The 22,012-nt window shown below is 66.4% G+C and carries 22 protein-coding genes; 10 read left to right on the top strand and 12 right to left on the bottom strand.

Translation table 11 applies throughout. The features are described 5' to 3' along the window. Positions 1 to 12 precede the first annotated feature (12 nt). The 4 genes from ACLI1C_RS19495 to hemC are packed head-to-tail and all read right to left on the bottom strand — an operon-like array spanning position 13 to position 4,306. Positions 13 to 1,380, bottom strand: a complete 1,368-nt coding sequence (locus tag ACLI1C_RS19495; RefSeq protein WP_411399231.1) for a heme biosynthesis protein HemY — start codon at positions 1,378 to 1,380, stop codon at positions 13 to 15. Then, the gene (locus ACLI1C_RS19490) at positions 1,377 to 2,609 is read right to left on the bottom strand and encodes a COG4223 family protein (RefSeq protein WP_411399230.1); all 1,233 of its coding nucleotides are present in this window, start codon (positions 2,607 to 2,609) and stop codon (positions 1,377 to 1,379) included. The genes ACLI1C_RS19495 and ACLI1C_RS19490 overlap by 4 nt, the downstream gene beginning before the upstream one ends. A 27-nt stretch (positions 2,610 to 2,636) precedes the next feature. Beyond that, a complete protein-coding gene (locus tag ACLI1C_RS19485) occupies positions 2,637 to 3,380 on the bottom strand; it encodes a uroporphyrinogen-III synthase (protein ID WP_411399229.1) in 744 nt (247 codons plus the stop codon). Continuing rightward, entirely contained in the window at positions 3,365 to 4,306 is a 942-nt protein-coding gene (hemC, locus tag ACLI1C_RS19480; RefSeq protein ID WP_411399228.1) for a hydroxymethylbilane synthase, read from the bottom strand. The genes ACLI1C_RS19485 and hemC overlap by 16 nt, the downstream gene beginning before the upstream one ends. Before the next feature lie 126 nt (positions 4,307 to 4,432). Between hemC and tsaD the strand changes: the two genes are divergently transcribed. From tsaD to ACLI1C_RS19455, 5 genes are all read left to right on the top strand, one after another. After that, complete coding sequence (gene tsaD / locus ACLI1C_RS19475; RefSeq protein WP_411399396.1) at positions 4,433 to 5,440, top strand: tRNA (adenosine(37)-N6)-threonylcarbamoyltransferase complex transferase subunit TsaD; 1,008 nt, start codon at positions 4,433 to 4,435, stop codon at positions 5,438 to 5,440. Continuing rightward, positions 5,430 to 6,416, top strand: coding sequence for an NAD(P)H-dependent glycerol-3-phosphate dehydrogenase (locus ACLI1C_RS19470; protein ID WP_411399227.1), 987 nt, complete (start codon positions 5,430 to 5,432; stop codon positions 6,414 to 6,416). Before tsaD ends, ACLI1C_RS19470 begins: the two co-directional genes overlap by 11 nt. A 5-nt stretch (positions 6,417 to 6,421) precedes the next feature. After that, positions 6,422 to 6,715, top strand: a complete 294-nt coding sequence (locus ACLI1C_RS19465) for a YciI family protein (RefSeq protein WP_411399226.1) — start codon at positions 6,422 to 6,424, stop codon at positions 6,713 to 6,715. Between the two features lie 4 nt (positions 6,716 to 6,719). Next, positions 6,720 to 7,154: an EVE domain-containing protein gene (locus ACLI1C_RS19460; RefSeq protein ID WP_411399225.1), complete on the top strand. Its 435-nt coding sequence runs from the start codon at positions 6,720 to 6,722 to the stop codon at positions 7,152 to 7,154. Between the two features lie 101 nt (positions 7,155 to 7,255). Next, entirely contained in the window at positions 7,256 to 7,657 is a 402-nt protein-coding gene (locus tag ACLI1C_RS19455; protein ID WP_411399224.1) for a DUF1761 domain-containing protein, read from the top strand. On the opposite strand, the gene ACLI1C_RS19450 is transcribed toward ACLI1C_RS19455, so the two are convergent. The 4 genes from ACLI1C_RS19450 to dapF all read right to left on the bottom strand — a co-directional run bounded on the left by ACLI1C_RS19450 (position 7,654) and on the right by dapF (position 11,735). Then, positions 7,654 to 8,271, bottom strand: coding sequence for a septation protein A (locus ACLI1C_RS19450; RefSeq protein WP_411399223.1), 618 nt, complete (start codon positions 8,269 to 8,271; stop codon positions 7,654 to 7,656). The two genes, ACLI1C_RS19455 and ACLI1C_RS19450, sit on opposite strands and share 4 nt — an antisense overlap. 90 nt (positions 8,272 to 8,361) lie before the next feature. Further along, entirely contained in the window at positions 8,362 to 9,591 is a 1,230-nt protein-coding gene (gene ftsY, locus ACLI1C_RS19445; protein WP_411399222.1) for a signal recognition particle-docking protein FtsY, read from the bottom strand. A 27-nt stretch (positions 9,592 to 9,618) separates the two neighbouring features. Then, a complete protein-coding gene (gene mtaB / locus ACLI1C_RS19440) occupies positions 9,619 to 10,884 on the bottom strand; it encodes a tRNA (N(6)-L-threonylcarbamoyladenosine(37)-C(2))-methylthiotransferase MtaB (protein WP_411399221.1) in 1,266 nt (421 codons plus the stop codon). Continuing rightward, positions 10,884 to 11,735 (bottom strand): diaminopimelate epimerase, encoded by an 852-nt coding sequence (gene dapF / locus ACLI1C_RS19435; RefSeq protein WP_411399395.1) that lies wholly within the window; start codon positions 11,733 to 11,735, stop codon positions 10,884 to 10,886. Before dapF ends, mtaB begins: the two co-directional genes overlap by 1 nt. Before the next feature lie 255 nt (positions 11,736 to 11,990). On the opposite strand from dapF, the gene ACLI1C_RS19430 reads away from it, so the two are divergent. Both ACLI1C_RS19430 and ACLI1C_RS19425 read left to right on the top strand, forming a co-directional pair. Next, a complete protein-coding gene (locus tag ACLI1C_RS19430) occupies positions 11,991 to 13,163 on the top strand; it encodes a GNAT family N-acetyltransferase (protein ID WP_411399220.1) in 1,173 nt (390 codons plus the stop codon). Beyond that, on the top strand, positions 13,160 to 14,113 hold the full coding sequence (locus ACLI1C_RS19425) for a cupin-like domain-containing protein (protein ID WP_411399219.1): 954 nt from the start codon (positions 13,160 to 13,162) through the stop codon (positions 14,111 to 14,113). Before ACLI1C_RS19430 ends, ACLI1C_RS19425 begins: the two co-directional genes overlap by 4 nt. Before the next feature lie 66 nt (positions 14,114 to 14,179). On the opposite strand, the gene ACLI1C_RS19420 is transcribed toward ACLI1C_RS19425, so the two are convergent. Next, a complete protein-coding gene (locus tag ACLI1C_RS19420) occupies positions 14,180 to 15,271 on the bottom strand; it encodes a GNAT family N-acetyltransferase (protein ID WP_411399218.1) in 1,092 nt (363 codons plus the stop codon). Between the two features lies 1 nt (position 15,272). Further along, positions 15,273 to 16,463 (bottom strand): GNAT family N-acetyltransferase, encoded by a 1,191-nt coding sequence (locus tag ACLI1C_RS19415; RefSeq protein WP_411399217.1) that lies wholly within the window; start codon positions 16,461 to 16,463, stop codon positions 15,273 to 15,275. Positions 16,464 to 16,794: 331 nt separating this feature from the next. Here ACLI1C_RS19415 and ffh point away from each other — a divergent pair, with 331 nt between their 5' ends. Both ffh and rpsP read left to right on the top strand, forming a co-directional pair. Then, positions 16,795 to 18,378 (top strand): signal recognition particle protein, encoded by a 1,584-nt coding sequence (gene ffh, locus ACLI1C_RS19410; protein WP_411399216.1) that lies wholly within the window; start codon positions 16,795 to 16,797, stop codon positions 18,376 to 18,378. A gap of 29 nt (positions 18,379 to 18,407) precedes the next feature. Continuing rightward, a complete protein-coding gene (gene rpsP, locus ACLI1C_RS19405; protein ID WP_411399215.1) occupies positions 18,408 to 18,824 on the top strand; it encodes a 30S ribosomal protein S16 in 417 nt (138 codons plus the stop codon). Positions 18,825 to 18,953: 129 nt separating this feature from the next. Here rpsP and leuB read toward each other — a convergent pair whose 3' ends face one another. Both leuB and ACLI1C_RS19395 read right to left on the bottom strand, forming a co-directional pair. Continuing rightward, positions 18,954 to 20,054 carry a 3-isopropylmalate dehydrogenase gene (gene leuB / locus ACLI1C_RS19400; RefSeq protein WP_411399214.1) on the bottom strand — a complete coding sequence of 367 codons (1,101 nt, stop codon included), beginning with the start codon at positions 20,052 to 20,054 and terminating at the stop codon, positions 18,954 to 18,956. A gap of 121 nt (positions 20,055 to 20,175) precedes the next feature. Then, complete coding sequence (locus ACLI1C_RS19395; RefSeq protein WP_411399213.1) at positions 20,176 to 20,796, bottom strand: TetR/AcrR family transcriptional regulator; 621 nt, start codon at positions 20,794 to 20,796, stop codon at positions 20,176 to 20,178. Between the two features lie 245 nt (positions 20,797 to 21,041). Between ACLI1C_RS19395 and ACLI1C_RS19390 the strand changes: the two genes are divergently transcribed. Next, positions 21,042 to 21,995, top strand: a complete 954-nt coding sequence (locus tag ACLI1C_RS19390; protein WP_411399212.1) for a homocysteine S-methyltransferase family protein — start codon at positions 21,042 to 21,044, stop codon at positions 21,993 to 21,995. The last annotated feature ends 17 nt before the right edge of the window (positions 21,996 to 22,012 follow it).

Here is a 22,012-nt window from a genome sequence, read left to right as displayed (position 1 = left end):
ACGGGTCGCCTTTTACGTCGGGTTCGTGGCCGGTGCAAGAGGCAAGGGCGCTTCGGCCGGCAATTGCGACTGGGCCGGGTTGGGCAGGGGTCGGCCGGTGATGGCTACCGGTACCTTCCACTCAAACGCATCGAGCTTGCCGGTGACGGGGGAGATCGGCTCCCATTCGTCGCTGACCAGGCCATCGGCCGTCCAGGCGGGATCGCGCGGGGCGCGCACGGCGCGGGCCAGCCATTCGCGAGCCTTGCCCTGATCGCCACTCTGGCCTTCCTCGATTTCCGCCATCAGGCTGGCGACCCCCTGGGTAGCGTCCGAGCCGGCAAATGGCGCCAGTGCCTGGCGCGCCAGTGGCCAGTCATAGGCATCGATGGCGGCACGGGCCAGGGCCATGCCGGCCGCGCGATGCGGCGGCGGGGTCTCGATGATTTCGCCAAGGCGCTTGAGTCGTTCCACCGCCGAAGCACCGGGCTGGGCATGCGCATAGAGCGCGGCCACGTCGGGATGCCCGGTGGCGCGCCAGATGCGGCGCAGCAGGCTCATCGCCTTGCGTGTCTCGCCGCGATTGATGTGGATGCGCGCCGCTATAAGCGCTGCCGGGACGAAATCAGGCAGCAGCTTCAGCGCTGTCAGGGCGTGGTCAAGCGCCGCCAGGGGATCACTGGTCTCGGCCTCTCGAGCGCGGGCGGTCTCGATGACCGCCTGGCGCCGCCGCTTGCGGGCGCGGTCCTCGCGATTGGTGGCCTGTTCGACATTGACCATGGCTACGGCCTCGGCCCATTGGCCGCGCCGGGTCAGGTCGTCGAAGACGGCATCCGCAGCCCAGCCATTGCCGGGCGCCAGCGCCAGCGCCTTGCGCGCGAAGGTCAACGCGGCCTCTGGACGATTCTGGGTGCGTGCCTGGTCGTAAAGTCCGGTCAGGGCGGCCACGGCGGTCTTTTCACTGGCGATGAGGGCGCGGTAGTGCTCGCGCGCCGCCGGCATGTCCCCCAGTGCCAGATCGGCGCGGGCTTCGAGCAGGCGCGCGGCGGCATTGGCCGGCAGGCGGGCCTGCGCGTCGCGGGCGAGACTGCGGGCGCGCGCCGGGTCGCCAGCCTGCAAGGCGATGATCGCATCTGAAAGGGCTTCCACGCCCTGCTCGCGCCGGCGTTCACGGCTGCGGCGGGCCAGGGTGCCCGGCGTCGACAGGATACGACGGATCACGGTCCAGATGACGATGACGACCATGGCGATCAGGATGAACATGAAGACCGCGGCACCCAGCCGCGGCTGCATGCGATAGCCGGCCACTTCCAGCGTCAGCGTGCCGGGCAGAGATATCATCCAGGCCACGAGGGCGGTGATGACGAGACTGCCGACAATCCAGGAGGCAAGACGGATCATTGTATGGCCTCGCCGGATAGGGCGCTGGCGCGCAGTGTGTCAAGGAAACGGGCGGCTTCGGCCTGGCTGGCGACCAAAGCGGGCACGTCTGCGGCCGCGGAAAGCATGGGCTCCGGCAGGCTGGCCAAGAGGGTTTCCGCAGTGGTGAAATCGCGCCGGGCAATGGCGCCCTCGAGCCGCGACATCACCGCTTCGGGATTGTCGCCCTCAATCTCGCCGGTGGGACGCAGGGCAATGGCCGAACGGAACCAGTCAAGCGCGCCGTCCTGCCATTGTTCGGTGGCATCGACAGGGCGCCCGGCCAGCATGGCGGGCAGAACCTCCGCAAAGCGGCTGGCGATGATGTCGGGACGGGTCAGCCCGGTTGCGGCATTGTTGGCGATGGCGGTGGGAATGGCGGCGTCCGGCACGGCGGCCCGCAGGGCGGAAAGCTCGGTTTCGAAGGGCCGGCCGGTCGCAAAGGCGGTCTCGAAGCCGGAGAGGATCAGCGGCAGCTGCAGCACCGCGCCGATATCACTGGGCTGGCTGGCCAGGGTGGCTGACGTCTCGGTGACGGTGGTGTCGAGGTCGCGCAATCCGGCCTCGGCGGTGCCGAGGCGTGCCGCCAGCTCGGCGAGGCGCGCATTGAGGGCCGCCAGCTCGGTGCGCAGCGCATCGACGCCAGTATCCGCTGGGGGGGCCGAGACCGAATCGATGCGCTGGGTCAGCGCGGCGATGTCGGCTTCGATCGTGCTGAGGTCGACCGGTTCGGCTGTTGTCGCTGCGGCGGCGGGTTCGGCTGTTTCCAGCGCGCCGATGCGCTGGTTGAGGGTGGCCAGTTCCGCCTGGGTGGTCTGGGTCACCGTTTCCAGTTCGGGGATGGCGGTGGCAAAGCTGGCCAGGCGCGGATCGGCCGGCGGCGCCACTGCCGGCGCTGTGGGCCAGAGGCCGAACCAGGCCAGGCTATAGGCTGCCGCAAGGCCAAGCACGCCGCCGGCCAGGGTTGCGGCGAACGGAAACCCGCGCTGCGGCGCAGTGGTCGTCACCGGCTTGTCGGCCGGCCTGGGTTTGGCGGTCGCGGTCGTGTCGGCCGGCTTGGCTTCGGGCTTGTCCGCACCGGTGCTGGCGCCGCTCTCGCGGGCCTTGAGGTCCAGCACAGGCGGCTTGACCGCGCCGGACTTCACCTCGGGCTTGGCATCGGCCGGCTTGGCGCCTGTCGGCTTAGGATCGTTTCCCGGGGTGTCCGCCATCGCTGGGTATCCTCTTGTTGGAGCCGATCATGGCCCAGTTTGCTCGCGCGCAAAAGCCAAAGCCAGCGCCATCATTGCGTCTTCGTCAGGCCGGTCGGCCAGGCTGATGCGGTTGAAGCGGGCTTCGAGCAGCGGCTCGGCCACCGCTTCGCTCATGCACAGCATGGCAAGGCGCCGGCGCTGCGGGGCTTGAAGCGACTGCGTCAGGGCGGCAAATATCTCGGCGGTGCGGCGGGAATAGGCCAGCACGGCGCCCAGACTGCCGTCGGTTAGGCCGGTCAGCACCGTCTCGGGCAGGGCGTCGACGGCCACCATTTCATAGACCTTGGCCGTCGCTACCATCACGCCGGAGGGCGCCAGGGCCTTGGCGAGGTCGGCGCTCTGATGCTTGCCGGTGGGGTAGAAGATCGGGCCGGGCACGCGCGCAATGGTCATGGCATTGACCAGGTCCTGGAAAGCTCCGGCCGCGCTGCTCACCCGGAGAAAGCCGGCTTCCGTCGCTTCCAGTGCCGTCCGGTCGCCGACGGCAAAGACCGGCAGATGGTGATAGTCGCCGGCCACGCCCCGATCGACCAGCGCGCGGACGGCATTGGCGCTGGTCAGCACCATGGCTGTGAAGCCCTCGGGCGGTGGCAGGCTGGCCTCCAGTGTCTGCCGAACCATAACCGGCGCGGCAATCGCGTCGATGCCGAGCGCGTCCAATCGCGCCAGTGTCGATTGCGCATCCGGTTCGGGTCGGGTCACCAGCATCCGCATCAGAGGCTCGCCCATTGCGCCAGCCATTCGGTGCCGGCCTGGGCGATCAGGTCCTCGCCGACCTGGCGGCCAAGTGACTCGGGATCAGTCCCTGTGGCCGCACTGTCGAAGGCGGTCTTGCCATCAAGGCTTAGAATCTGCCCCTTGAGGGTCAGGGAGCCGTTGTCGAGCCGGCTCAGGGCGCCCACAGGGGTTCGGCAGGAGCCGTCCAGCACGGCCAGCATGGCGCGCTCGGCGGTGATTGTGGTGTGCGTAGGGGCGTGGTCGAGCGCTTCGACCAGACCGGCCATGCGCGCATCATCGCTGCGCACGGCAAGGCCGATGGCGCCCTGGGCGGGCGCCGGCATGAAGATTTCGGGATCGAGCAGGGCCGTGGCGCGGTGGCCCTCGCCCAGCCGGTTGAGCCCGGCCATGGCCAGCATGGTGGCGTCGGCCACCCCATCGAGCAGCTTTTGCAGCCGCGTGCCGACATTGCCGCGGAAGGGGACGATTTCCAGATCAGGGCGGACCCGCAGCACCTGGGCGGCCCGGCGGATGGAGGAGGTGCCGAACCTTGCCCGTTCGGCAAGGTGGTCGAGGCTCTGCACCTTTACGGACATAAAGGCGTCGCGCACGTCCTCGCGCTCGAGAAAGGCGGCCAGCATGATGCCCTCGGGCAGGCGCGTCGCCACGTCCTTGCTGGAATGCACGCCGATATCGATGCGACCGGCCAGCATGGCCTCGTCGATTTCCTTGGTGAACAGGCCCTTGCCGCCGATCTCGGTGAGGCTGGCATTGCTGGCCTGGCTGCGGTCGCCGCCGGTGGAGATCACCTCAATGGCAATGTCATCCTCGGCCACCCCATGGGCCGCGCCCAGCAGGCGGCGGAGCAGGCGCGCCTGCGCCAGTGCCAGGGGGCTGCCACGGGTTCCGATGCGGGCGAAGGGAGCTGGCGATTGCAATGTCGGAACGTCCTATAGTAGGCAGAGACACCCTCAGGGAGTAACCAGTTCGTCGTGACCGGGCAAGCGCCAGCGATCATCCTCGGCATAGAGACCAGCTGCGACGAAACCGCGGCCGCCGTGGTCATGCGCGACCAATCCGGCAGGGCAACGATTCGTTCCAATGTGGTCCGCAGCCAGCTCGATGAACATGCGGCATTCGGCGGCGTCGTGCCCGAGCTTGCGGCGCGGGCCCATGTCACCTGGCTCGACCATATCATCACCCAGGCCTGCCGGGAGGCGGGGATCGACCTGGCCGATGTCGACGCCATTGCGGCGACAGCCGGTCCGGGGTTGATCGGGGGCGTGCTGGTGGGTCTCACCACCGCCAAGGCGCTTGCCGCGGCGCTGGGCAAGCCGCTGATCGCGGTCAATCACCTCGAGGCCCATGCCCTGACGGCGCGACTGACCGATGGCGTGCAATTTCCCTATCTGATGCTGCTGGTCTCGGGCGGACACAGCCAGTTCGTGCTGGTGCGGGGCGTGGGCGATTACGAGCGCTGGGGCACGACGATCGACGATGCGCTTGGCGAGGCCTTCGACAAGGTCGCCAAGCTGCTCAGCCTTGGTCATCCCGGCGGTCCGGCGGTCGAGCAGATCGCCAAGTCAGGCGATGCCAAGCGGTTCAAGTTTCCGCGGCCGCTGCTGCGCGAGGCGCGGCTCGATTTCTCCTTTTCCGGTCTCAAGACCGCCGTGCGGCTGCAGGCGGAGGCGCTGGCGCCGCTCAGCGACCAGGATGTCGCTGACATTGCCGCCAGCTTCCAGCAGGCGGTGGCCGATGTGGTGGCGACGCGATCGCGCCAGGCGCTGGAGCGGCTTGCGGCCGACTATCCCGGACAGAAGATGCAATTGGTCGTGGCCGGCGGCGTTGCCGCCAACCGGACCATTGCCGCGGCATTGCAGGCGGTTTGTGCTGCGGCTGGCGCGACGCTCGTGGTACCGCCGATCGCGCTTTGCACCGACAATGGCGCCATGGTCGCCTGGGCGGGGGCCGAGCGCTTTGCGCTTGGGGCGCAGGATGGGCTAGATTTCACCGCGCGTCCGCGCTGGCCGCTGGATCTCGACGACATGAGGATAGCGCCCGATGCGGCTTGAAACTGTCAGCGTCATTGGCGGGGGCGCCTGGGGCACGGCCCTGGCGCAGGCTGCAGCCATGGCGGGCCGGCAGGTATCGCTGGTGGCGCGCGACGCCGCCCAGGTCGCAGAAATCAACAGCGTGCGGACCAATCGCAGCTATCTGGGCGAGCAGCGCCTGCACGAAGCCATTATTGCCACCGCGCGGGCCGGCATGGCCGATTTCGTCATCCTCGCCGTACCGGCGCAGTCGAGCCGGGCCGCCTTGGGGGCGCTCGATCCGGCGCTGCTTGCCGGCAAGCCGGTGGTGCTGTCGGCCAAGGGTCTTGAAACCGGTACGCTCGACCGGCAGAGCGAAATCCTCGCCGACATGGCGCCCGACGCCGTTCCCTATGTGCTGTCCGGCCCCAGCTTTGCGGCCGATGTGGCGGCCGGTCGGCCGACCGCTGTGACGCTGGCAGGGGACGATGCCGGCGATACTTCGATGCTTGCGGCGGCCCTGGCTGGCCCGAGCTTCCGGCCCTATGCCGCCGATGACCGCATCGGGGTGGAGATCGCCGGCGCGCTCAAGAATGTCTACGCACTGGCCTGTGGCGCCATTGAAGGCGCAGAACTGGGCGCGTCGGCTCGCTCGGCGCTGATTGCCCGGGCTTTTGCCGAAATGGCACGGATGGTCTCGGCCATGGGGGGCTCGGCCAGCACGCTGACCGGGTTGGCGGGGCTCGGCGATCTGACGCTGACCTGCACCTCGGTGCAGTCGCGCAATTACCAGTTCGGCATGGCGCTGGGCCGGGGGCTCTCCGTCGAGACGATCATGGCCGGTGGCGCCAAGCTCGCGGAAGGCGTCTCCACCACGCCGGTCGCCGAGGCGCTGGCCCGGAGCCTTGATGTCGATGCGCCGCTGATCCAGGCCGTGCATGCCGTCTTGAGCGGCCAGGCCGATATTGCCACAGTGGTGGCGGGGCTGATGGCCCGCCCGCTCAAACGAGAGGACTGACTTCAATGCTGTTTGCCATGATCGCCAAGGACAGGCCGGGCACGATCGACACGCGCCTGGCCGTGCGCCCGGTGCATTTGCAGCATCTGGATAGCCTGGGTCAGCAGCTGCGGCTGGCCGGGGCGCTGCTCAATGCGGAAGGCACGCCCGAGGGCTCGCTGGTGGTGATCGAAGCCGAAACGCTCGAGGCCGCCACGGCGATCTTCAATGCCGACCCATTCGTCTCCGAGGGGATCTTCGACAGTGTCGAGATCAAGCCCTGGCGGCTGGCCTACGACCACATGTCCCCGAAGGTGTGATGCGATGGCCTATTGGTTGATGAAATCGGAGCCGGACGTCTTCTCCTTCGATGACATGATGGCCAAGACCAAGCGCGGCGAGCCCGAGCAGTGGCATGGCGTGCGCAACTACACCGCGCGCAACAACATGAAGGCGATGGCGCTGGGCGACCTGGCCTTCTTCTACCATTCCAATATCGGCAAGGAGATCGTGGGCATCATCAAGGTGATCGCCCTGGCCCATCCCGACAGCACGGCCGAGCCCAATGACAAGGGCAACATCGTCTGGGAATGCGTCGATGTCGAAGCGGTCAAGCCCCTGCCCAAGCCGGTGACCCTGGCGACGGTCAAGGCCACGCCGGAACTGGCCAATCTCGAACTGGTCAAGTTGTCCCGGCTTTCAGTCTCGAAAGTGTCCCCGGAAGAATGGGACCTGATCTGCAAGATGGGCGGGCTGTAGGCCATCGCAATGCTGTTGGCGCATAGCGCCGGGGGCGTGGCAGGACGGCCCGTCACGCGCTAATATCTCCCGCGCACAACAGTGCTTCGGGGGAGTTCAACATGTCGCATTTTGCCGTCAACTGGCTGGCCGTGGTCCTGGCGACCGTCGCCAGCTTCGCTTTTGGTGCCGCCTGGTACATGGCCCTGTCAAAGCAATGGCTTGCCGCTATCGGCAAGACAAAGGAGACGATGGGCAACGATTACACGCCGTTTATCTGGTCGGCGGCGCTGCTCTTCGTCATGGCCTATTTCATCGCCTTGCTGACGCCGGCCCTGCTGGAAACAACCAGTGTGACCAATGGGCTGATCGTGGGTGCCCATATGTGGCTGGGCTTTGTCATCACATCGATGATCATCAATCACCGCTATGAAGGTGCGCCCTGGACGCGGACCCTCATCGATGGCGGCTATCTGCTTGGCGTGCTGCTGATCGACGGCGTGGTCATCGGCGTCTTCGGCTAGCTCTCCACCACGATGGGCGGCACGTGCTTCGGCTCGGCCGCCGGCGCATACTTGTTGAGCAGGCTTACCTGGCTGATCGAGAAGATCACGGTCAGCGGCATCACGCCCCAGACCTTGAAGGCGACCCAGAAATCGGTGGGGAAGTTGCGCCAGAGGATTTCGTTCAGCACCGCCAGCACGACGAAAAACAGGCCCCAGTTGAGCGTCAGCTTGCTCCAGCCCTCGGGGCGCAGCTTGTAGACATCACCGAAGACATATTTCAGCAGCGAATGCCCGAACAGCAGGCCGCCCAGCAGCACCGTGGCGAACAGGCCATTGGTGATGGTGGGCTTGATCTTGATGAACGTGTCGTCCTGTAGCCATAGCGTCAGGCCGCCGAAGACCAGCACCACGACGCCGGTAACCAGCGGCATCACGGCGATCTTCTTGAGGATCAGCCAGCTTGCGGCCAGCGAGATCAGCATGGCGCCCATGAACCAGGCCGTGGCGACAAAAATGTCGGCCCGCGCATTCATGATGAAGAAGACGACCAGCGGACCCAGTTCGAGTGCCATCTTGATGAGCTGGGGGCGAAGCTCGTCCCAGTTGATCTCCGGCTCGGCATTCTCGGTCATGGCAAATCTCTAATGGCAACAGGGGCAATGTGAGGGCAAGCGCCCCGGCTTGCAAGGTCGGCATAGACCGCAAGCGTGTTAAGATTGCGGCTAATCGCCTCCCGCAATGGCCCGGGCAAACTCGGACGCGGTAAAGGGTTCGAGATCGCCCACGCTTTCGCCGACGCCGATGAAATGCACCGGCAGGCCGAATTTGCGCGCGATGGCCACGAGAATGCCGCCACGCGCCGTGCCGTCGAGCTTGGTCATCACGAGGCCCGTGACCCCGGCGCGCTGGCCGAAAATCTCGACCTGCTTGAGCGCATTCTGCCCGGTCGTGGCGTCGAGCGTCAGCAGCGTTGCGTGCGGCGCGCTAGGGTCGACCTTCTTGATGACGCGGATGACCTTTTCGAGCTCGTTCATCAGCTCGTCACGGTTTTGCAGGCGCCCGGCGGTGTCGATGATCAGCACGTCGCGCCCCTCGGCGCGGGCCTGGGTCACGGCGTCGAAGGCAAGGCCCGAGGCGTCGGCGCCGGCGGGGCGCGAGATGACCGGCGCATTGGTGCGCTGGCCCCAGATCTGCAGCTGCTCGATAGCGGCGGCGCGGAAGGTGTCGCCGGCCGCCAGCATGACCGAGCGGCCTTCATCGGCCAGTTTCTGCGCCAGCTTGCCGATGGTGGTGGTCTTGCCCGAGCCGTTGACCCCGATCATCAGGATGACGAAGGGCTTTTGCGAAGGGTCGATGACCAGTGGCCGGGCCACGAGGCCCAGCACTTTTTCGACCTCGGCGGCGAGCACGGCGCGGACGTCCTCGCCGGTCACGTCGCGATCGAAGCGGTCGCGGCGCAGCGTTTCGGTGATGGCCATGGCCGTCTCGATGCCGAGATCGGCCTGGATCAGGACGTCTTCCAGCTCGTCGAGGGTCGCGGCATCGAGCTTGCGCTTGGTGAAGACCGAGGTGATCGAGCCGGTGAGCTGGTCGGAGGAGCGCTTGAGGCCGGAAGCCAGGCGGGCGAACCAGCCCTGGCGCGGCTGTTCGAGCGGGACTTCCACCACGGCGGGCGGGTCGAGGGGTACGAAAACCGTGGGTTCTTCAATGGCTTGCGCGGGCGCAGCGGCCTGTTCCTCGATGTCCTCGATATAGTCCGGCGTGGTCTCGGGCGGGCCCGGCAGGGGGACGGGTTCGTGCTCGGGAACAAGGTCCGGGGGTGGCGCCGGCGTGGGGGCAACGGGCTCCGGAACCGGGGTCGGCCCGGGCAGCGTTTCGGGCGGCGCGGGCGGCTGGGCGGGCGTTTCGCCGCCAAACAAGCGCTTGAAGAATCCCGGCTTTTTCTCGGTCATACTATGCCTTTAGGTCCGTGCCCTGAATCAGGCGGCTTCGCGCAGCGCTTCGCCGACAAGGCCATCGGCGGTGACGCCCGTGACCCGAACGGCCAGCAATTCGCCCGGTTGCGTGCCGGGTACGGCGATGGGAAGGAACTGTTCGGTGCGGCCGAGGTCGTTGCGCTCGATCAGCACATTTTCAACCTGGCCGACGCGGGCAGAACTGAGTTTTGCCAGCTGCATGCTGCCGGTTTGCCGCAAGCGTGCTGCACGTTTTCTGGCGATCTGGGGGTCGACCTGCGGCATGCGCGCGGCCGGCGTGCCTTCGCGCGGCGAATAGGGGAAGACGTGCAGATAGGTCAGGTCGGCTTCGGTGACGATGCGCAGGGTGTTTTCGAACATCGCATCGTCTTCGGTGGGGAAGCCGGCAATGATATCGGCGCCGAAGACCATGTCGGAGCGGAGCGCGCGCAGCTTGGCGACGATGGCCAGCGCGTCGTCGCGGCTGTGGCGGCGCTTCATGCGCTTCAGGATCATGTCGTCGCCCGACTGCAGGGACAGATGCAGATGCGGCATCAGGCGGTGGTCGCTGGCGACGGCGTCGTAGAGGGCGTCATCGGCTTCGATGGAGTCGATGGAGGAAATGCGCAGGCGCGGCAGGTCGGGCACGTGGCGAAGGATGGACTGGGTCAGCTTGCCCAGGGTCGGCGCGCCGGGCAGGTCGGGGCCATAGGAGGTGATGTCGACGCCGGTCAGCACCACTTCGCGATAGCCATTGGCGACGAGCTTTTTGACCTGGTCGACCACCATGCCCATGGGTACCGAGCGCGAAGGGCCGCGGCCGAAGGGGATGATGCAGAAGGTGCAGCGGTGGTCGCAGCCATTCTGCACCTGGACGAAGGCGCGGGCGCGGCCGTCCATGCCCTCGATCAGGTGGCCGGCAGTTTCCCGCACGCTCATGATGTCGTTGACCTGGACCTTGTCGTTAAGGGGGGTGCCGAACACCATGGGGGTGTAGCTGGCGGCCTTCATCTTGTCGTTGTTGCCGATAACGAGGTCGACTTCGGGCATGTCGCCAAAGCTGCGCGCCTCGGTCTGGGCGGCGCAGCCGGTGACGATGATGCGGGCATCGGGATGGTCGCGGCGCGCCTTGCGCACGGCCTGCCTTGCCTGCTTGACGGCCTCGGCGGTGACGGCGCAGGTGTTGATGATCACGGCGTTTTCCAGCCCCGCCTTGACGGCTTCGGCCTTCATCACCTCGGCTTCATAGGCATTGAGCCGGCAGCCGAATGTCAGGGTTTCGACGGCCATCAGGCCGCGGCCTCGGTGCGGGTCCAGGCGCCTGTGGCCGGGTCGAGCGTGCCGGTCCATTCCAGCTCGGCCGGGCCGGTGAGCACGACGTGGTCATCGTCGCGCCACTCGATCAGCAGGTCGCCGCCCGGCAGGGTGACGGTGGCCTTGCGGGCGGTGCGGCGGGTGCGGGCACCGTTGACCACGGCGGCGCAGGCGGCAGTGCCGCAGGCCTCGGTGAGGCCGGCGCCGCGTTCCCAGGTGCGCAGGATGATGCGGTCTGGCGCAAGTACCTGAGCGATCGAGATATTTGCGCGCTCGGGGAAGATCGGATGGTTTTCCAGCATGGGGCCGAAGCGGTCGAGCGCATAGCTCCAGACGTCCTGGTTGACCCAGAAGGTGGCCTGCGGATTGCCCATGGAGGCGACCGATGGCGAGTGCAGGACCGGCGCGTCGATGGGGCCGATCTGCAGCTCGATCTTGCGGGTATCGGCGAATTCCTCGGCCAGGGGAATGTCGTACCAGGCGAACTTTGGCGTGCCCATGTCGACGGTGATCAACCCATCCGCCATGACTTCGCCAAACAAAATCCCTGCCACGGTCTCGAAGGTGAACGACTGATGAACGCCTTCCGAGGCCAGAAACTGGGTGACGCAGCGCATGCCGTTGCCACAGGCCTGGGCGCGCGAGCCATCGGAATTGATGATGTCGATATAGGCGGCGGTGCCGGGGACCTTGGGATCATGGATGGCCATGATCTGATCGAATTTGGTGCCGGGCGTCGCATTGATGGCAATGGCGGCTTCGGGCGTGACACGGCCCGGGCGGCCGCGCATGTCGACCACGATGATCTGGTTGCCCAGCCCGTTCATCTTGAGAAACGGCACGCCGCTCACAGTCTGCCTCGCCTGAGGTTTGGTAGGATTGGCCCCTATATGGCCGATGCCGGTGAAAATTGCCAGTGGCAGGCCGGCGCGAGGGCCATGCGGCAGGCGTCCGGCGGACAATTGTTCATATGCCGTAAAGACTTCCCGCTCATGGCGCTTTAACCAGGGTCGGAAGCTTTTGCCCATGGCTGCACCATTCCCGCTATTTGTGCAGGCGAGAGAGTGGGAGAAGCGGCCGAGATGAGCGGAACAGCGATCGAAAGCGCGGGCAATCTGCCGGCCGGGGTCATCGCGACGCCGGGCCCCGCCAGCACGCTGCCGCTCGACCAGGTCCCCCGTGCGGCCTGGGACGGGCTGGCCGAGACCGCCATCGAACCCAATGCGTTCTTTGCATCGGGCTATGCGCTGCCCGCCTTTGGCTGCGGCCCCAAGCAAAGCAGTCCACAAGCCTTGCTCGCCCATAATGGGGCGCGGCTTACCGGCTTGCTGCCGGTCGTCTGGGCGTGGTCGGCGCTGCGCCTGCCGGTGCCGGCGCTGGTGGCCCAGCAGCCCTATAGTCCGCTCACCCTGCCGCTGCTGTGCGGCGCGCATGCCGAACAGGCGGCCGGGGCGCTGATCGATGCCGCGAAATCAGCCGGGGCGCGTCTGCTCTCGCTGCCCGCCATGACACTGGATGGACCGGCCTTTGGTGCGCTCTCAGCCGCCATGAAGACCCGCGGCCTGGTCGCCACGATACACAATGAACACGAGCGCGCGGCGCTCGACGCCAGCCAGGACGCGGAGAGCTATCTTCGGGGCGGCTTCGGCTCAAAAAGACTCAAGGACCTGCGCCGGCTGCGCAACCGGCTCGAAGAGGAGGGCAAGGTTGCCTTCACCGTGGCGCGCGATCCGGCCGCGGTGACTGCGGCGCTGGAGCGGTTCTTCGCACTGGAAGCGCGCGGCTGGAAGGGCCAGGCGGGAACCGGGCTGGGCCAGAGGGCGGATGACGCCGCCTTTGCGCGCGAGGCTGCCGGTGCAGGCGTTTTCACTATTGCCGAACTGCGCGTCGATGACCGGGCTGTCGCCTCGGGCATTGTGCTGCAGCAGGGGAACCGCGCCCTGTTCTTCAAGATCGCCTATGACGAGACGCTGGCGCGCTACTCGCCCGGCGTGCAGCTGACGGTGGAGCTGACGCGGCTGTTCGCGGCCGATCCGGGCATTGCGCTGGTCGATTCCACCGCCGATGCCGGCCATCCGATGATCGACCATGTGTGGCGCGAGCGCCTCTGCGTGGGCGACATGCTGATCCCCACCCATGCCAATGACCCCATTGCCGGCGCCATCGTGGCGCTGATGGCCGCGCGACGCGGCCTGCGCAGCCAGCTCAAGGGGCTGGTGCACCGTATCAAGACAGTCAAGGAGACCAGGACATGACGACACCGCTGCTGACCGCTGACGACTCTGCCTTCAAGGCGCTGTTTCCCAACCAGCCGTTCCGCATCCGCCATGGCCTGGCGGGCGATCCGCGCCTGACGCTGCCGGCCATGCTCGACCTGGTCAAGACGCTGCCGCGCGATCGCATCGAATACAATTCGGGCAAGGCCAATGTCAGCCAGGACCCGTCCTCGACGCCCCTGGTCGATCTCGACCCCGAAGAGGTGATCAAGCAGATCGAGACCGCCGGCGCCTGGATGGTGCTCAAGCGCGTCGAGCATCACCCGACCTACAAGGCCCTGCTCGAGGAGGCCCTGGCCTCGGTGGCGGTGGCGCAGGGCTTTGCCAGTGCCAGGGATGCGCGGTTTACCGATATCCAGGGCTTCATGTTCGTGTCCTCGCCCAATTCGACCACGCCCTTCCATCTCGACAGCGAGGACAATTTCTTCGTGCAGGTGCATGGCGACAAGCAGTTTGCCATCTATGACAACAGTGACCGCTCGATCGCCAGCGAAGACCAGATCGAGCATGCGATCACCAAGCATCGCAACCTCAAGTTCGACGAGGCCTTTGCCCCCAAGGGCACGATCAATGAGCTGCAGCCGGGCGAGGGCGTCTTCGTGCCCTATATCTGGCCGCACTGGGTCAAGACCAAGGACACCTATTCCATCTCGCTGGCCATTACCTGGAAGACGCCCGAGGTGAAGCGCCGCAACCACCTCTATGTCGCCAATTCCATGCTGCGCGACCGTGGCTTCCCGCAAAAGGCGCCCGGCGTCAGCCCGGTGCTGGACGGGCTCAAGGTTGCCGCCGTGCAGGGGCTGGCGCTGCTGGCCGCGCCGCTGCGCAAGAGCGAGGGCCTGCGCAAGCTGATCCGCTCTCTCGTGCTGGGCAAGGATGCCAACTACTATTACCGCGACAAGGCCAAGCCCAAGCAGATCGGCATGTAAGGCGGGTCGACTGATCGATTGGAGCGGCCCGGAGAAATCCGGGCCGCCTTTTTGCCTGGCTGCTTTCTAGCGGCGGGCGCGCAGCTGATCGCGCCACTGGCGCAGTTGGTGGTAGGCCTGTTGATAGGCGGCGGCGAGGCGATAGGACAGGCCGGGACGCGGCGTGGCCGAGAGGACGAGATCGACCGTGGTCTTACGGCCGCTGAAGAGCTGGCCCATGAAGCCGCTGTCCAGCGCGCAGGAATCGATCAGGGTGATGTCGCCGGCCAACAGGGTCTCGGTGAGCCTGTCGACGAGGACCGAACCCGGCGAATATTTGGCAAAGGCGCCGTCGAAGGCGATCTTCCAGGTGAAGGCATGCGGCCCGCAATAGAGCAGGACCTGGCTGGCCAGCACGGCGCCATCGAGCCGCAGCTCGATGATCGAGGCGGCGCCGGTCTCGGCGAGGCCGGTGAACATGCGGCGGGCAAAGCCGGCATCGGCGGGCTTGCTGGAAAGCGCGGTGCCCTTGCCGCCTTTCCAGCTGGCCGCTTCGAGCACGAGGAAACGGTCCAGAGCGGCGCCGATTGCCTCCGGCGCGCGATGATCGACGATGTCGACGGAACCGAGAGCGGCCAGCCGGTTGAAATGCTGGCGCAGTTTCTTGCGGGTGGAGCCGCTGGGCTTGATGCCCTGCTCCCTTGTGGCCACGGGGCGGCTCAGCCGGCGAGTGCTGATCTGCGGCAGGGCAGCCAGCGCTGCAAGGCCCGGGCCATCGGCATCGAAATCCTTGAGCCAGAGCGCCTTGGGCAGATCTGGGGTGGCGGCGATGGCGGCCAGGAAAGCCGGCATGACCGCAGCGGCTTCGCCCTGGGCGAGCAGGGGCGTCGAGAGGAAGGCATAGTCATAGGGCAGGGCTTCAAGCTGCACCGGCAGGAGGGGCTGCGGCCGGCGCCGACGGAGGGCCCAGAAGCCCACCAGGGCCTCGCCGCGCCAGGCGCAGAGCGTCACGATATCGGCGCCGGCCTTGGCGGCGGCAGCGAGGGCGGCGGGATGCATGAAGCCATTGCCCCCGGCCGATGCCAGGGCCTGCCAGGCCGGCAGGGACACGGCATGGGCATCGCCCAGGGTGACCCTTGGGGCGGGATCCGACCCCGCCAGGGAAGGGACGGCGCTCATGTCAGGGCCTGCCGCGGAAGCGCAGCAGCTGGCGGCGCAGGGCGCGGGCGGCGGACCAGAGGGCGGGCGTCTGCTTGATCACCCGCTTGATGGCAGCGCGTTGCTCAAGCAGGCGTGCGGCGATCCGGCCCCTGGCGGTCAGCGCGATGACGCTGTGAAAGACCGGCTCGGGCTCGGTCCACTCGACCTTGTACTCGAAATCGCCCAGGCCCATGTCGAAGGTGATGATGCCCGACTGGGTCAGATCGTCCATCACCTCGGCAATCAGCACGGCCATGAGGCTATATTTGGCCGCCGTGCCGGCGGCGGTGGAATTGATATATTGGGAATAATGATTGCCGGCCATGGCGCCCCAGCAGGTGGCGAGGATTTCGTCACCCGCATAGAGCGCATGCAGCGTCAGCGCCGGCCGCGCCTCGTCGAAGCTGTCGATGGCGAGCTGGCGGAAGAAGCGCATGAAACCGGGTTCGGCAAAGATGTTGCGGATGCCCATTTCCTCAAAGCGCAGGGCGCGCTGCGCGAGGAAGGCGGCGTGGACCTTGTCGAGCGTCGCCGCATCGCCGACGCGGACCACCCGGACCGGGCCGTGGAGCTCGACCAGCCGGCGGATGCCGCGCTTGATATTGCTGCGGCGCTTGGTGGCGAGGCGATGCTCGATATAGGGCACCGGGGTGGGGCCGATGGTGGCGGTGTAGAGATTGGAGGCGCCGGGCGAGCGGCCCAGCGCCAGCATGGCATTGGGCTTGCCCTGCCATTGCGCCGGCTGATTGAGCAGGGAGAGAATATCGATGCCCCCGGCCTCACGGCCGATGCGGGCGAGCAGATCGCGCAGCTGGGCGGCGTCGGGGGTGAAATCGGGCAGGGTGACCAGCCAGTCGCAATTGGACTGGTCGGTGCCCAGCATCTGGGCGGTGGCGAGACCGAAGCGGCGGGTGATGCGCAGGGGCAGGAGGGCCACGGCGCGGCCGTTGCGGCGGATCAGCGCGACGCAGAGGCCAGCACCGCTTTCGAGCCCCGAGGCGACGAGGCCCGCAAGCCAGTCAAAGCGCTGATAGGGGGTGAGCACGGCCACGGCTTCGAGCGCGCGCCAGGCCGGCTCGGCCGTCGCCAGACTGTCGAACAACACAAAATCGAGCGCCGCAGGGGCGCTCGTGGTGGCATTGGTCAGGGTCGGCCCTGCCGGCAGGCTCATTGGCTGATCGTCCGAAATTGACGTGGTGGGCCCGATTGTAGCGGGCATTTGGCACAAGTTCCTTAACCGGTGCACAGAATCGGTGGCGATGGGTAACGCGGGGGTCGCGCCGCCGGGCCGCTTGCGCTTTCCTTGACTCAGCGGGTGGTTTCCCCTACACCGCGCCCATTCATCAGGCTTTGCTCCTGACCAGCCGACCGGGACCCCCCAGGGGTATAAACCGATCCCGGAGGCCACCATCCGCCAGCGCGTTGCGCCCGCGGGTGGGTTTGGCGTTTGGACTGATGGATCCTATCTCTGCCGGATCGACCGGTGAGAACAAGGACGGACAATGTTTGAGAGCTTAAGCGACCGGCTTGGCAAAATCTTCGAAGGACTGCGCGGACGCGGTGCGCTCAATGCCGCCGACGTCGATGCGGCGATGCGCGAGATTCGCCGCGCGCTGATCGAGGCCGACGTTTCGCTCGAAGTGGTCCGGGCGTTTGTCGAGCAGGTGCGCGAGCGCGCCGTGGGCGCCGAGGTGACCCGTTCGGTGACGCCAGGCCAGCAGGTCGTCAAGATCGTCAATGACGAGCTGGTCGCCGTGCTCGGCTCGGATGCCGTGCCGATCGACCTCAATGCCAAGGCGCCGGTCACGCTGCTGATGGTGGGCCTGCAGGGCTCGGGCAAGACCACGACCACTGCCAAGATCGCCAAGCGGCTGACCGAGCGCAACAAGAAGAAGGTGCTGCTCGCCTCGCTCGATACGCGCCGTCCGGCCGCCATGGAGCAGCTGCGGGTGCTGGGCGAGCAGGTGGGCGTCGATACGCTGGCCATCGTCACGACGGAAACGCCGGTGCAGATCGCCCGCCGCGCCGAGCGCGAGGCGCGCCTGGGCGGCTATGACGTGCTGATCCTCGATACGGCCGGCCGCACCCATATCGACGAAGAGCTGATGGCCGAGACGGCCGAGATCAAGGCCATCGCCAGCCCGCATGAAATCCTGCTGGTCGTCGATGCGCTGACGGGCCAGGACGCGATCAATGTCGCGCGCAGCTTTGACAGCCGGCTCGATGTGACCGGCATCGTGATGACGCGCGTCGACGGCGATGGCCGTGGCGGCGCGGCGCTCTCGATGCGCGCGGCGACCGGCAAGCCGATCAAGCTGATCGGCGTCGGCGAAAAGATGGATGCGCTGGAGGATTTCCATCCTTCGCGTATTGCCGACCGAATCCTGGGCATGGGCGACATCGTCTCGCTGGTCGAAAAGGCCGCCGAGCATGTCTCGGCCGAAGACGCGCAGAAGATGGCGCGCAAGCTCAAGAAGGGCAGCTTCGACCTCGACGACCTGCGCAACCAGCTCATCCAGATGAAGAAGATGGGTGGCATGGGCGGGTTGATGGGCATGCTGCCCGGCGCCGGCCAGCTCAAGAAGGCCATGGCCAATTCCAATGTCGACGAGAAGGTGTTCGATCGCCAGATCGCCATCATCAATTCGATGACCAAGAAAGAGCGCGCCAATCCCGACCTGCTCAATGCCAGCCGCCGCAAGCGCATTGCCGCCGGCGCGGGCGTCGAGGTGAGCGAGATCAACAAGCTCGCCAAGCAGCACCGCCAGATGGCCGACATGATGAAGAAGGTCGGCAAGGGCGGCATGGGTGCGCTGGGCGGCATGTTCGGCGGCAAGATGGGCAATATGCTCGGCGGCATGCCCGACATGAGCAAGATGGACCCGGCCCAGCTTGAGGCCATGGCCCGCCAGGCCGGCATCGACCCCAACCAGCTCAAGGGCCTGCCCTCGGTGCAGACGCCCCAGCTGACCGAGAAGCTGCCGAGCGATGTCGGCGCGCTGCTCAAGACCTCCGGTTCGGGCCTGCCCGGGCTCGGCGGTGTTCCCCGTTTCCCCGGCCTTCCCGGCCTGGGCAAGAAGAAATAATCGTCTCAACCTAACTCAAGGATACCAAAATGGCCCTCAAGCTCCGTCTCGCCCGTGGTGGCACCAAGAAGCGCCCGTTCTACCATATCGTCGTTGCCGATGCCCGCTCGCCCCGCGACGGCCGCTTCATCGAAAAGCTCGGCACGTTCAACCCGCTGCTGGCCAAGGACAATGAAGGCCGCGTGGTGCTCAATGTCGAGCGTGCCAAGCATTGGCTGAGCGTCGGCGCCCAGCCGACCGACCGCGTGCTGCGCTTCCTCGACACGGCTGGCGTTGCCAACCGCGAAGCCCGCAGCAACCCCAACAAGGGCAAGCCGGGCGAAAAGGCCGTGGCACGCGCTGACGAGAAGGCCGCCAAGGCTGCCGCCATCGAAGAAGCCAAGAACGCTCCCAAGGCCGCTCCGGTCGAGGAAGCCGCTGCCGACGAAGCGCCTGCCGCCGAGTAAGCCGCTGGCCGCATGAATTGCAAAAGCCCCGGTGCGCGAGCGCCGGGGCTTTTTGTTGTTCAAGATGGATGAGCACCGACCGCGCGGCACCTCCCCCTTGACGGGGGAGGGTGTCGACTGAAAGGCCGGTTACGACTTCAGCTTGGCCAGGATGGCTGCGCCCATTTCCTCGGTGCCGACGGTCCTTCGGTTGTCCTGGGCGATGTCGCCGGTGCGCAGGCCGTCCGAGAGCACGGCGGAGATGGCGTTTTCGATATTGGTGGCCAGCTCGATCATGCCGAAGCTGTAGCGCAGGGCCATGGCGACCGAGGCGATCATGGCGATGGGGTTGGCAATGCCCTTGCCGGCAATGTCGGGGGCCGAGCCGTGCACGGGCTCGTAGAAGGCCTTGCGCTTGCCGGTGACCGGATCGGGCGCGCCCAGTGACGCCGAGGGCAGCATGCCGAGCGAGCCGGTCAGCATGGCGGCGACGTCGGAGAGGATGTCGCCGAACAGGTTATCGGTGACCATGACGTCGAACTGCTTGGGATTGCGCACCAGCTGCATCGCGGCATTGTCGGCCAGGATGTGGTGCAGCTCGACATCGGCATAGTCCTTGCCGACGCCCTTGACCACTTCGTCCCAGAGCACGCCGGACTTCATGACATTCTTCTTGTCGGCCGAGTGCACCTTGTTGTTGCGGGTGCGGGCGAGGTCGAAGGCGACGCGGGCGATGCGGTCGATCTCGTAGGTCTCGTAGACCTGGGTGTCGATGGCGCGCTTTTGGCCATCGCCGAGATCGGTGATGGTCTTGGGCTCGCCGAAATAGACGCCGCCGGTCAGCTCGCGCACGATGAGAATATCGAGGCCTTCGACAAGCTCGCGCTTGAGCGAGGAGGCATCGGCCAGGGCCGGGTAGCAGATGGCGGGGCGCAGATTGGCGAAGACGGCCATTTCCTTGCGCAGGCGCAGGAGCGCGGCTTCCGGGCGGTGCTCATAGGGGACATTGTCCCATTTGGGGCCGCCCACGGCGCCGAAGATCACCGCGTCGGCGGCCTTGGCCTTCTCGGTATCCTCATCGGTGATGGCGACCTGATGGGCGTCATAGGCGGCGCCGCCGGCCAGGCCCGTATCGGTCGAGAAATCGGTGAGCTGCTCGGCATTGGTCCAGGCAATCAGCTTTTCGACCTCGACCATGATCTCGGTGCCGATGCCGTCGCCGGGCAAAAGGAATAGGGAATGGGTGGCCATGATGGGAAAGCTCCTCGCCGTACTGGTGGGTACACCTTGGCGGGGCACATAGCGGGTTTTTGGGGGCTTGCGCAAGGACGGGCGGCGCGGATTCGTCCAGCAGCGGCGCCGCGGTCAAGCCTCAGGGCTGGAACAGCAGTTTGACATAGCTGCGGAACAGCAGGATCTGCTTGGGCAGGATAGATGGGTCGCCCAGCGTCTTGCTCATGATGATGCCGCCATCGACGATGCAGCTCATCATGCCGGCGAGTTGATCGAGGTCGACCGGCTCGGCCGGGGGATGGGCGGCGGCGATGGCGTCGATGCGCGCGCGGAAGAAGGCATTCCACTTGTGGACCGAGTCGGCGGTGAGCTGGCGCACGGTGTGGTCGAACAGGCGCTCCTGATAGCAGACGCTGGCAATGAGGCACCCCGGATGGCCATTGGGCAGGTCTGCCATGGTCTCGGCCAAGAGCTTGAGGCCGATGAGAAAGCTCTGCAGCGGGTCATCGGCGAGTTCGGCGCCGCGGCCGAACAGCTCCTCGAAGATCTCGTCATTGGCGGCCACGTAGCGCTGCAGCATTTCGTGGGCCAGGGCATTCTTGTCGGAGAAATGATAGAAAAAGCCGGACTTGGTGATGCCCGCCTCGGCGATTACCTCCTCGATCGAGGTGGCGGCAAAGCCCTTGGCCAGTACCGAGGTTTCGGCAATGGCCAGGAGCCGTTCGCGGGTTTCCTGCCCCTTGGTCGCCTTCCTGAACATGGGTCCGCCCTCGCTGCTGACTGTACCGCCAGTACAGTTTTTGAGCTTTGCAATGCGGGCGAAAACGCGGTCGTGGGCCCGCCTGGCACTGCAAACTATTGATCGCAAAAGGAAATAGCAGGCTGCAACAGACTGGACCGCAAGTCTGCTAGATGCGCGCTGCCGATCCGGGGCATCACTTGACCACCGGCGGCCAAGGTGTAGCGCCGCCTCACTGGCTAAATCAAGTCGCAATGGAGGCCCCAATGGCAAAGCAGAGCAAGACCCTGCCACAGCTATCCGGACAGATGTTCGTCACCGATGGCGGTATCGAAACGCATATGATCTTCAACGAAGGGCATGACCTACCCCATTTCAGCGTGTTCCAGCTCAATGACAGCGAGCAGGGCCGGCAGGCGATGCGCGAATATTACCAGCCCTATATCGGGATTGCCCGCAATGCCGGACAGGGCTTCCTGTTCGACACCAATACCTGGCGGGCCAATCCCGATTGGGGTGCGCTGGTGGGCTATGATGCCGAGCGCCTGCGTGCGGTCAATATCGGGGCGGTCCGCTTCTGCCGCGACGTGGCCGAGAGCTTTCATGCTTCAGGCGTGCCCACGGTGGTGAGCGGGGCCATCGGGCCGCGGCGCGATGCCTGGCAATATGATGGCGCGATGAGCGTCGAGGAGGCCATGCGCTATCATGACGGGCAGGTGGCAGCCTTTGCCGAAGCCGAGGCGGACCTGGTGACGGCCTATACGCTCACCAATACGCCCGAGGCAATCGGCATTGCCAAGCTGGCCGCGGCGGCGGGGCTGCCATGCGTGCTGTCCTTCACGCTCGAAACCGATGGCAGGCTGCCCGGCGGCAAGCCGCTGGGCCAGGCGATTGGTGAAGTGGAGGCGGCCACCGGCGGGACACCGGCCTATTACATGATCAACTGCGTGCATCCGATCCACTTCGCCAGCACCATCCGTCATGCGGGGAGCTGGGTGGACCGGATCGGGGGCCTGCGCGTCAATGCCTCGATGAAGAGCCATGCCGAGCTCGATGAGAGCGAGGTGCTCGATATCGGTGACTGGCAGGACCTGGCGCAGCGCTACCAGCGCATCCTGCCGCTGCTGCCCAATATACGGGTGATCGGCGGGTGCTGCGGCACCGATCACCGCCATATCGGCGCCATCTGCCACCACTGCCTGCCGCAGCTGGCTGCCTGATCCATCCCACCAATAGC

It is taken from the genome of Devosia sp. XGJD_8 (assembly GCF_046614475.1).
In the GTDB taxonomy this organism is placed as follows: domain Bacteria; phylum Pseudomonadota; class Alphaproteobacteria; order Rhizobiales; family Devosiaceae; genus Devosia.
Note: the sequence above shows the minus strand (reverse complement) of the source record. Positions and strands in the feature narration are given on the sequence as shown.

Excerpts from the sequence above, each read along its gene's own strand:
- ACLI1C_RS19495 (WP_411399231.1), bottom strand. The coding sequence starts at position 1,380 with ATGATCCGTCTTGCCTCCTGGATTGTCGGCAGTCTCGTCATCACCGCC.
- ACLI1C_RS19490 (WP_411399230.1), bottom strand. The coding sequence starts at position 2,609 with ATGGCGGACACCCCGGGAAACGATCCTAAGCCGACAGGCGCCAAGCCG.
- ACLI1C_RS19485 (WP_411399229.1), bottom strand. The coding sequence starts at position 3,380 with ATGGGCGAGCCTCTGATGCGGATGCTGGTGACCCGACCCGAACCGGAT.
- tsaD (WP_411399396.1), top strand. The coding sequence starts at position 4,433 with ATGCGCGACCAATCCGGCAGGGCAACGATTCGTTCCAATGTGGTCCGC.
- ACLI1C_RS19470 (WP_411399227.1), top strand. The coding sequence starts at position 5,430 with ATGCGGCTTGAAACTGTCAGCGTCATTGGCGGGGGCGCCTGGGGCACG.
- ACLI1C_RS19465 (WP_411399226.1), top strand. The coding sequence starts at position 6,422 with ATGCTGTTTGCCATGATCGCCAAGGACAGGCCGGGCACGATCGACACG.
- ACLI1C_RS19460 (WP_411399225.1), top strand. The coding sequence starts at position 6,720 with ATGGCCTATTGGTTGATGAAATCGGAGCCGGACGTCTTCTCCTTCGAT.
- ACLI1C_RS19455 (WP_411399224.1), top strand. The coding sequence starts at position 7,256 with ATGTCGCATTTTGCCGTCAACTGGCTGGCCGTGGTCCTGGCGACCGTC.
- ACLI1C_RS19450 (WP_411399223.1), bottom strand. The coding sequence starts at position 8,271 with ATGACCGAGAATGCCGAGCCGGAGATCAACTGGGACGAGCTTCGCCCC.
- ftsY (WP_411399222.1), bottom strand. The coding sequence starts at position 9,591 with ATGACCGAGAAAAAGCCGGGATTCTTCAAGCGCTTGTTTGGCGGCGAA.
- mtaB (WP_411399221.1), bottom strand. The coding sequence starts at position 10,884 with ATGGCCGTCGAAACCCTGACATTCGGCTGCCGGCTCAATGCCTATGAA.
- dapF (WP_411399395.1), bottom strand. The coding sequence starts at position 11,735 with ATGAACGGGCTGGGCAACCAGATCATCGTGGTCGACATGCGCGGCCGC.
- ACLI1C_RS19430 (WP_411399220.1), top strand. The coding sequence starts at position 11,991 with ATGAGCGGAACAGCGATCGAAAGCGCGGGCAATCTGCCGGCCGGGGTC.
- ACLI1C_RS19425 (WP_411399219.1), top strand. The coding sequence starts at position 13,160 with ATGACGACACCGCTGCTGACCGCTGACGACTCTGCCTTCAAGGCGCTG.
- ACLI1C_RS19420 (WP_411399218.1), bottom strand. The coding sequence starts at position 15,271 with ATGAGCGCCGTCCCTTCCCTGGCGGGGTCGGATCCCGCCCCAAGGGTC.
- ACLI1C_RS19415 (WP_411399217.1), bottom strand. The coding sequence starts at position 16,463 with ATGAGCCTGCCGGCAGGGCCGACCCTGACCAATGCCACCACGAGCGCC.
- ffh (WP_411399216.1), top strand. The coding sequence starts at position 16,795 with ATGTTTGAGAGCTTAAGCGACCGGCTTGGCAAAATCTTCGAAGGACTG.
- rpsP (WP_411399215.1), top strand. The coding sequence starts at position 18,408 with ATGGCCCTCAAGCTCCGTCTCGCCCGTGGTGGCACCAAGAAGCGCCCG.
- leuB (WP_411399214.1), bottom strand. The coding sequence starts at position 20,054 with ATGGCCACCCATTCCCTATTCCTTTTGCCCGGCGACGGCATCGGCACC.
- ACLI1C_RS19395 (WP_411399213.1), bottom strand. The coding sequence starts at position 20,796 with ATGTTCAGGAAGGCGACCAAGGGGCAGGAAACCCGCGAACGGCTCCTG.
- ACLI1C_RS19390 (WP_411399212.1), top strand. The coding sequence starts at position 21,042 with ATGGCAAAGCAGAGCAAGACCCTGCCACAGCTATCCGGACAGATGTTC.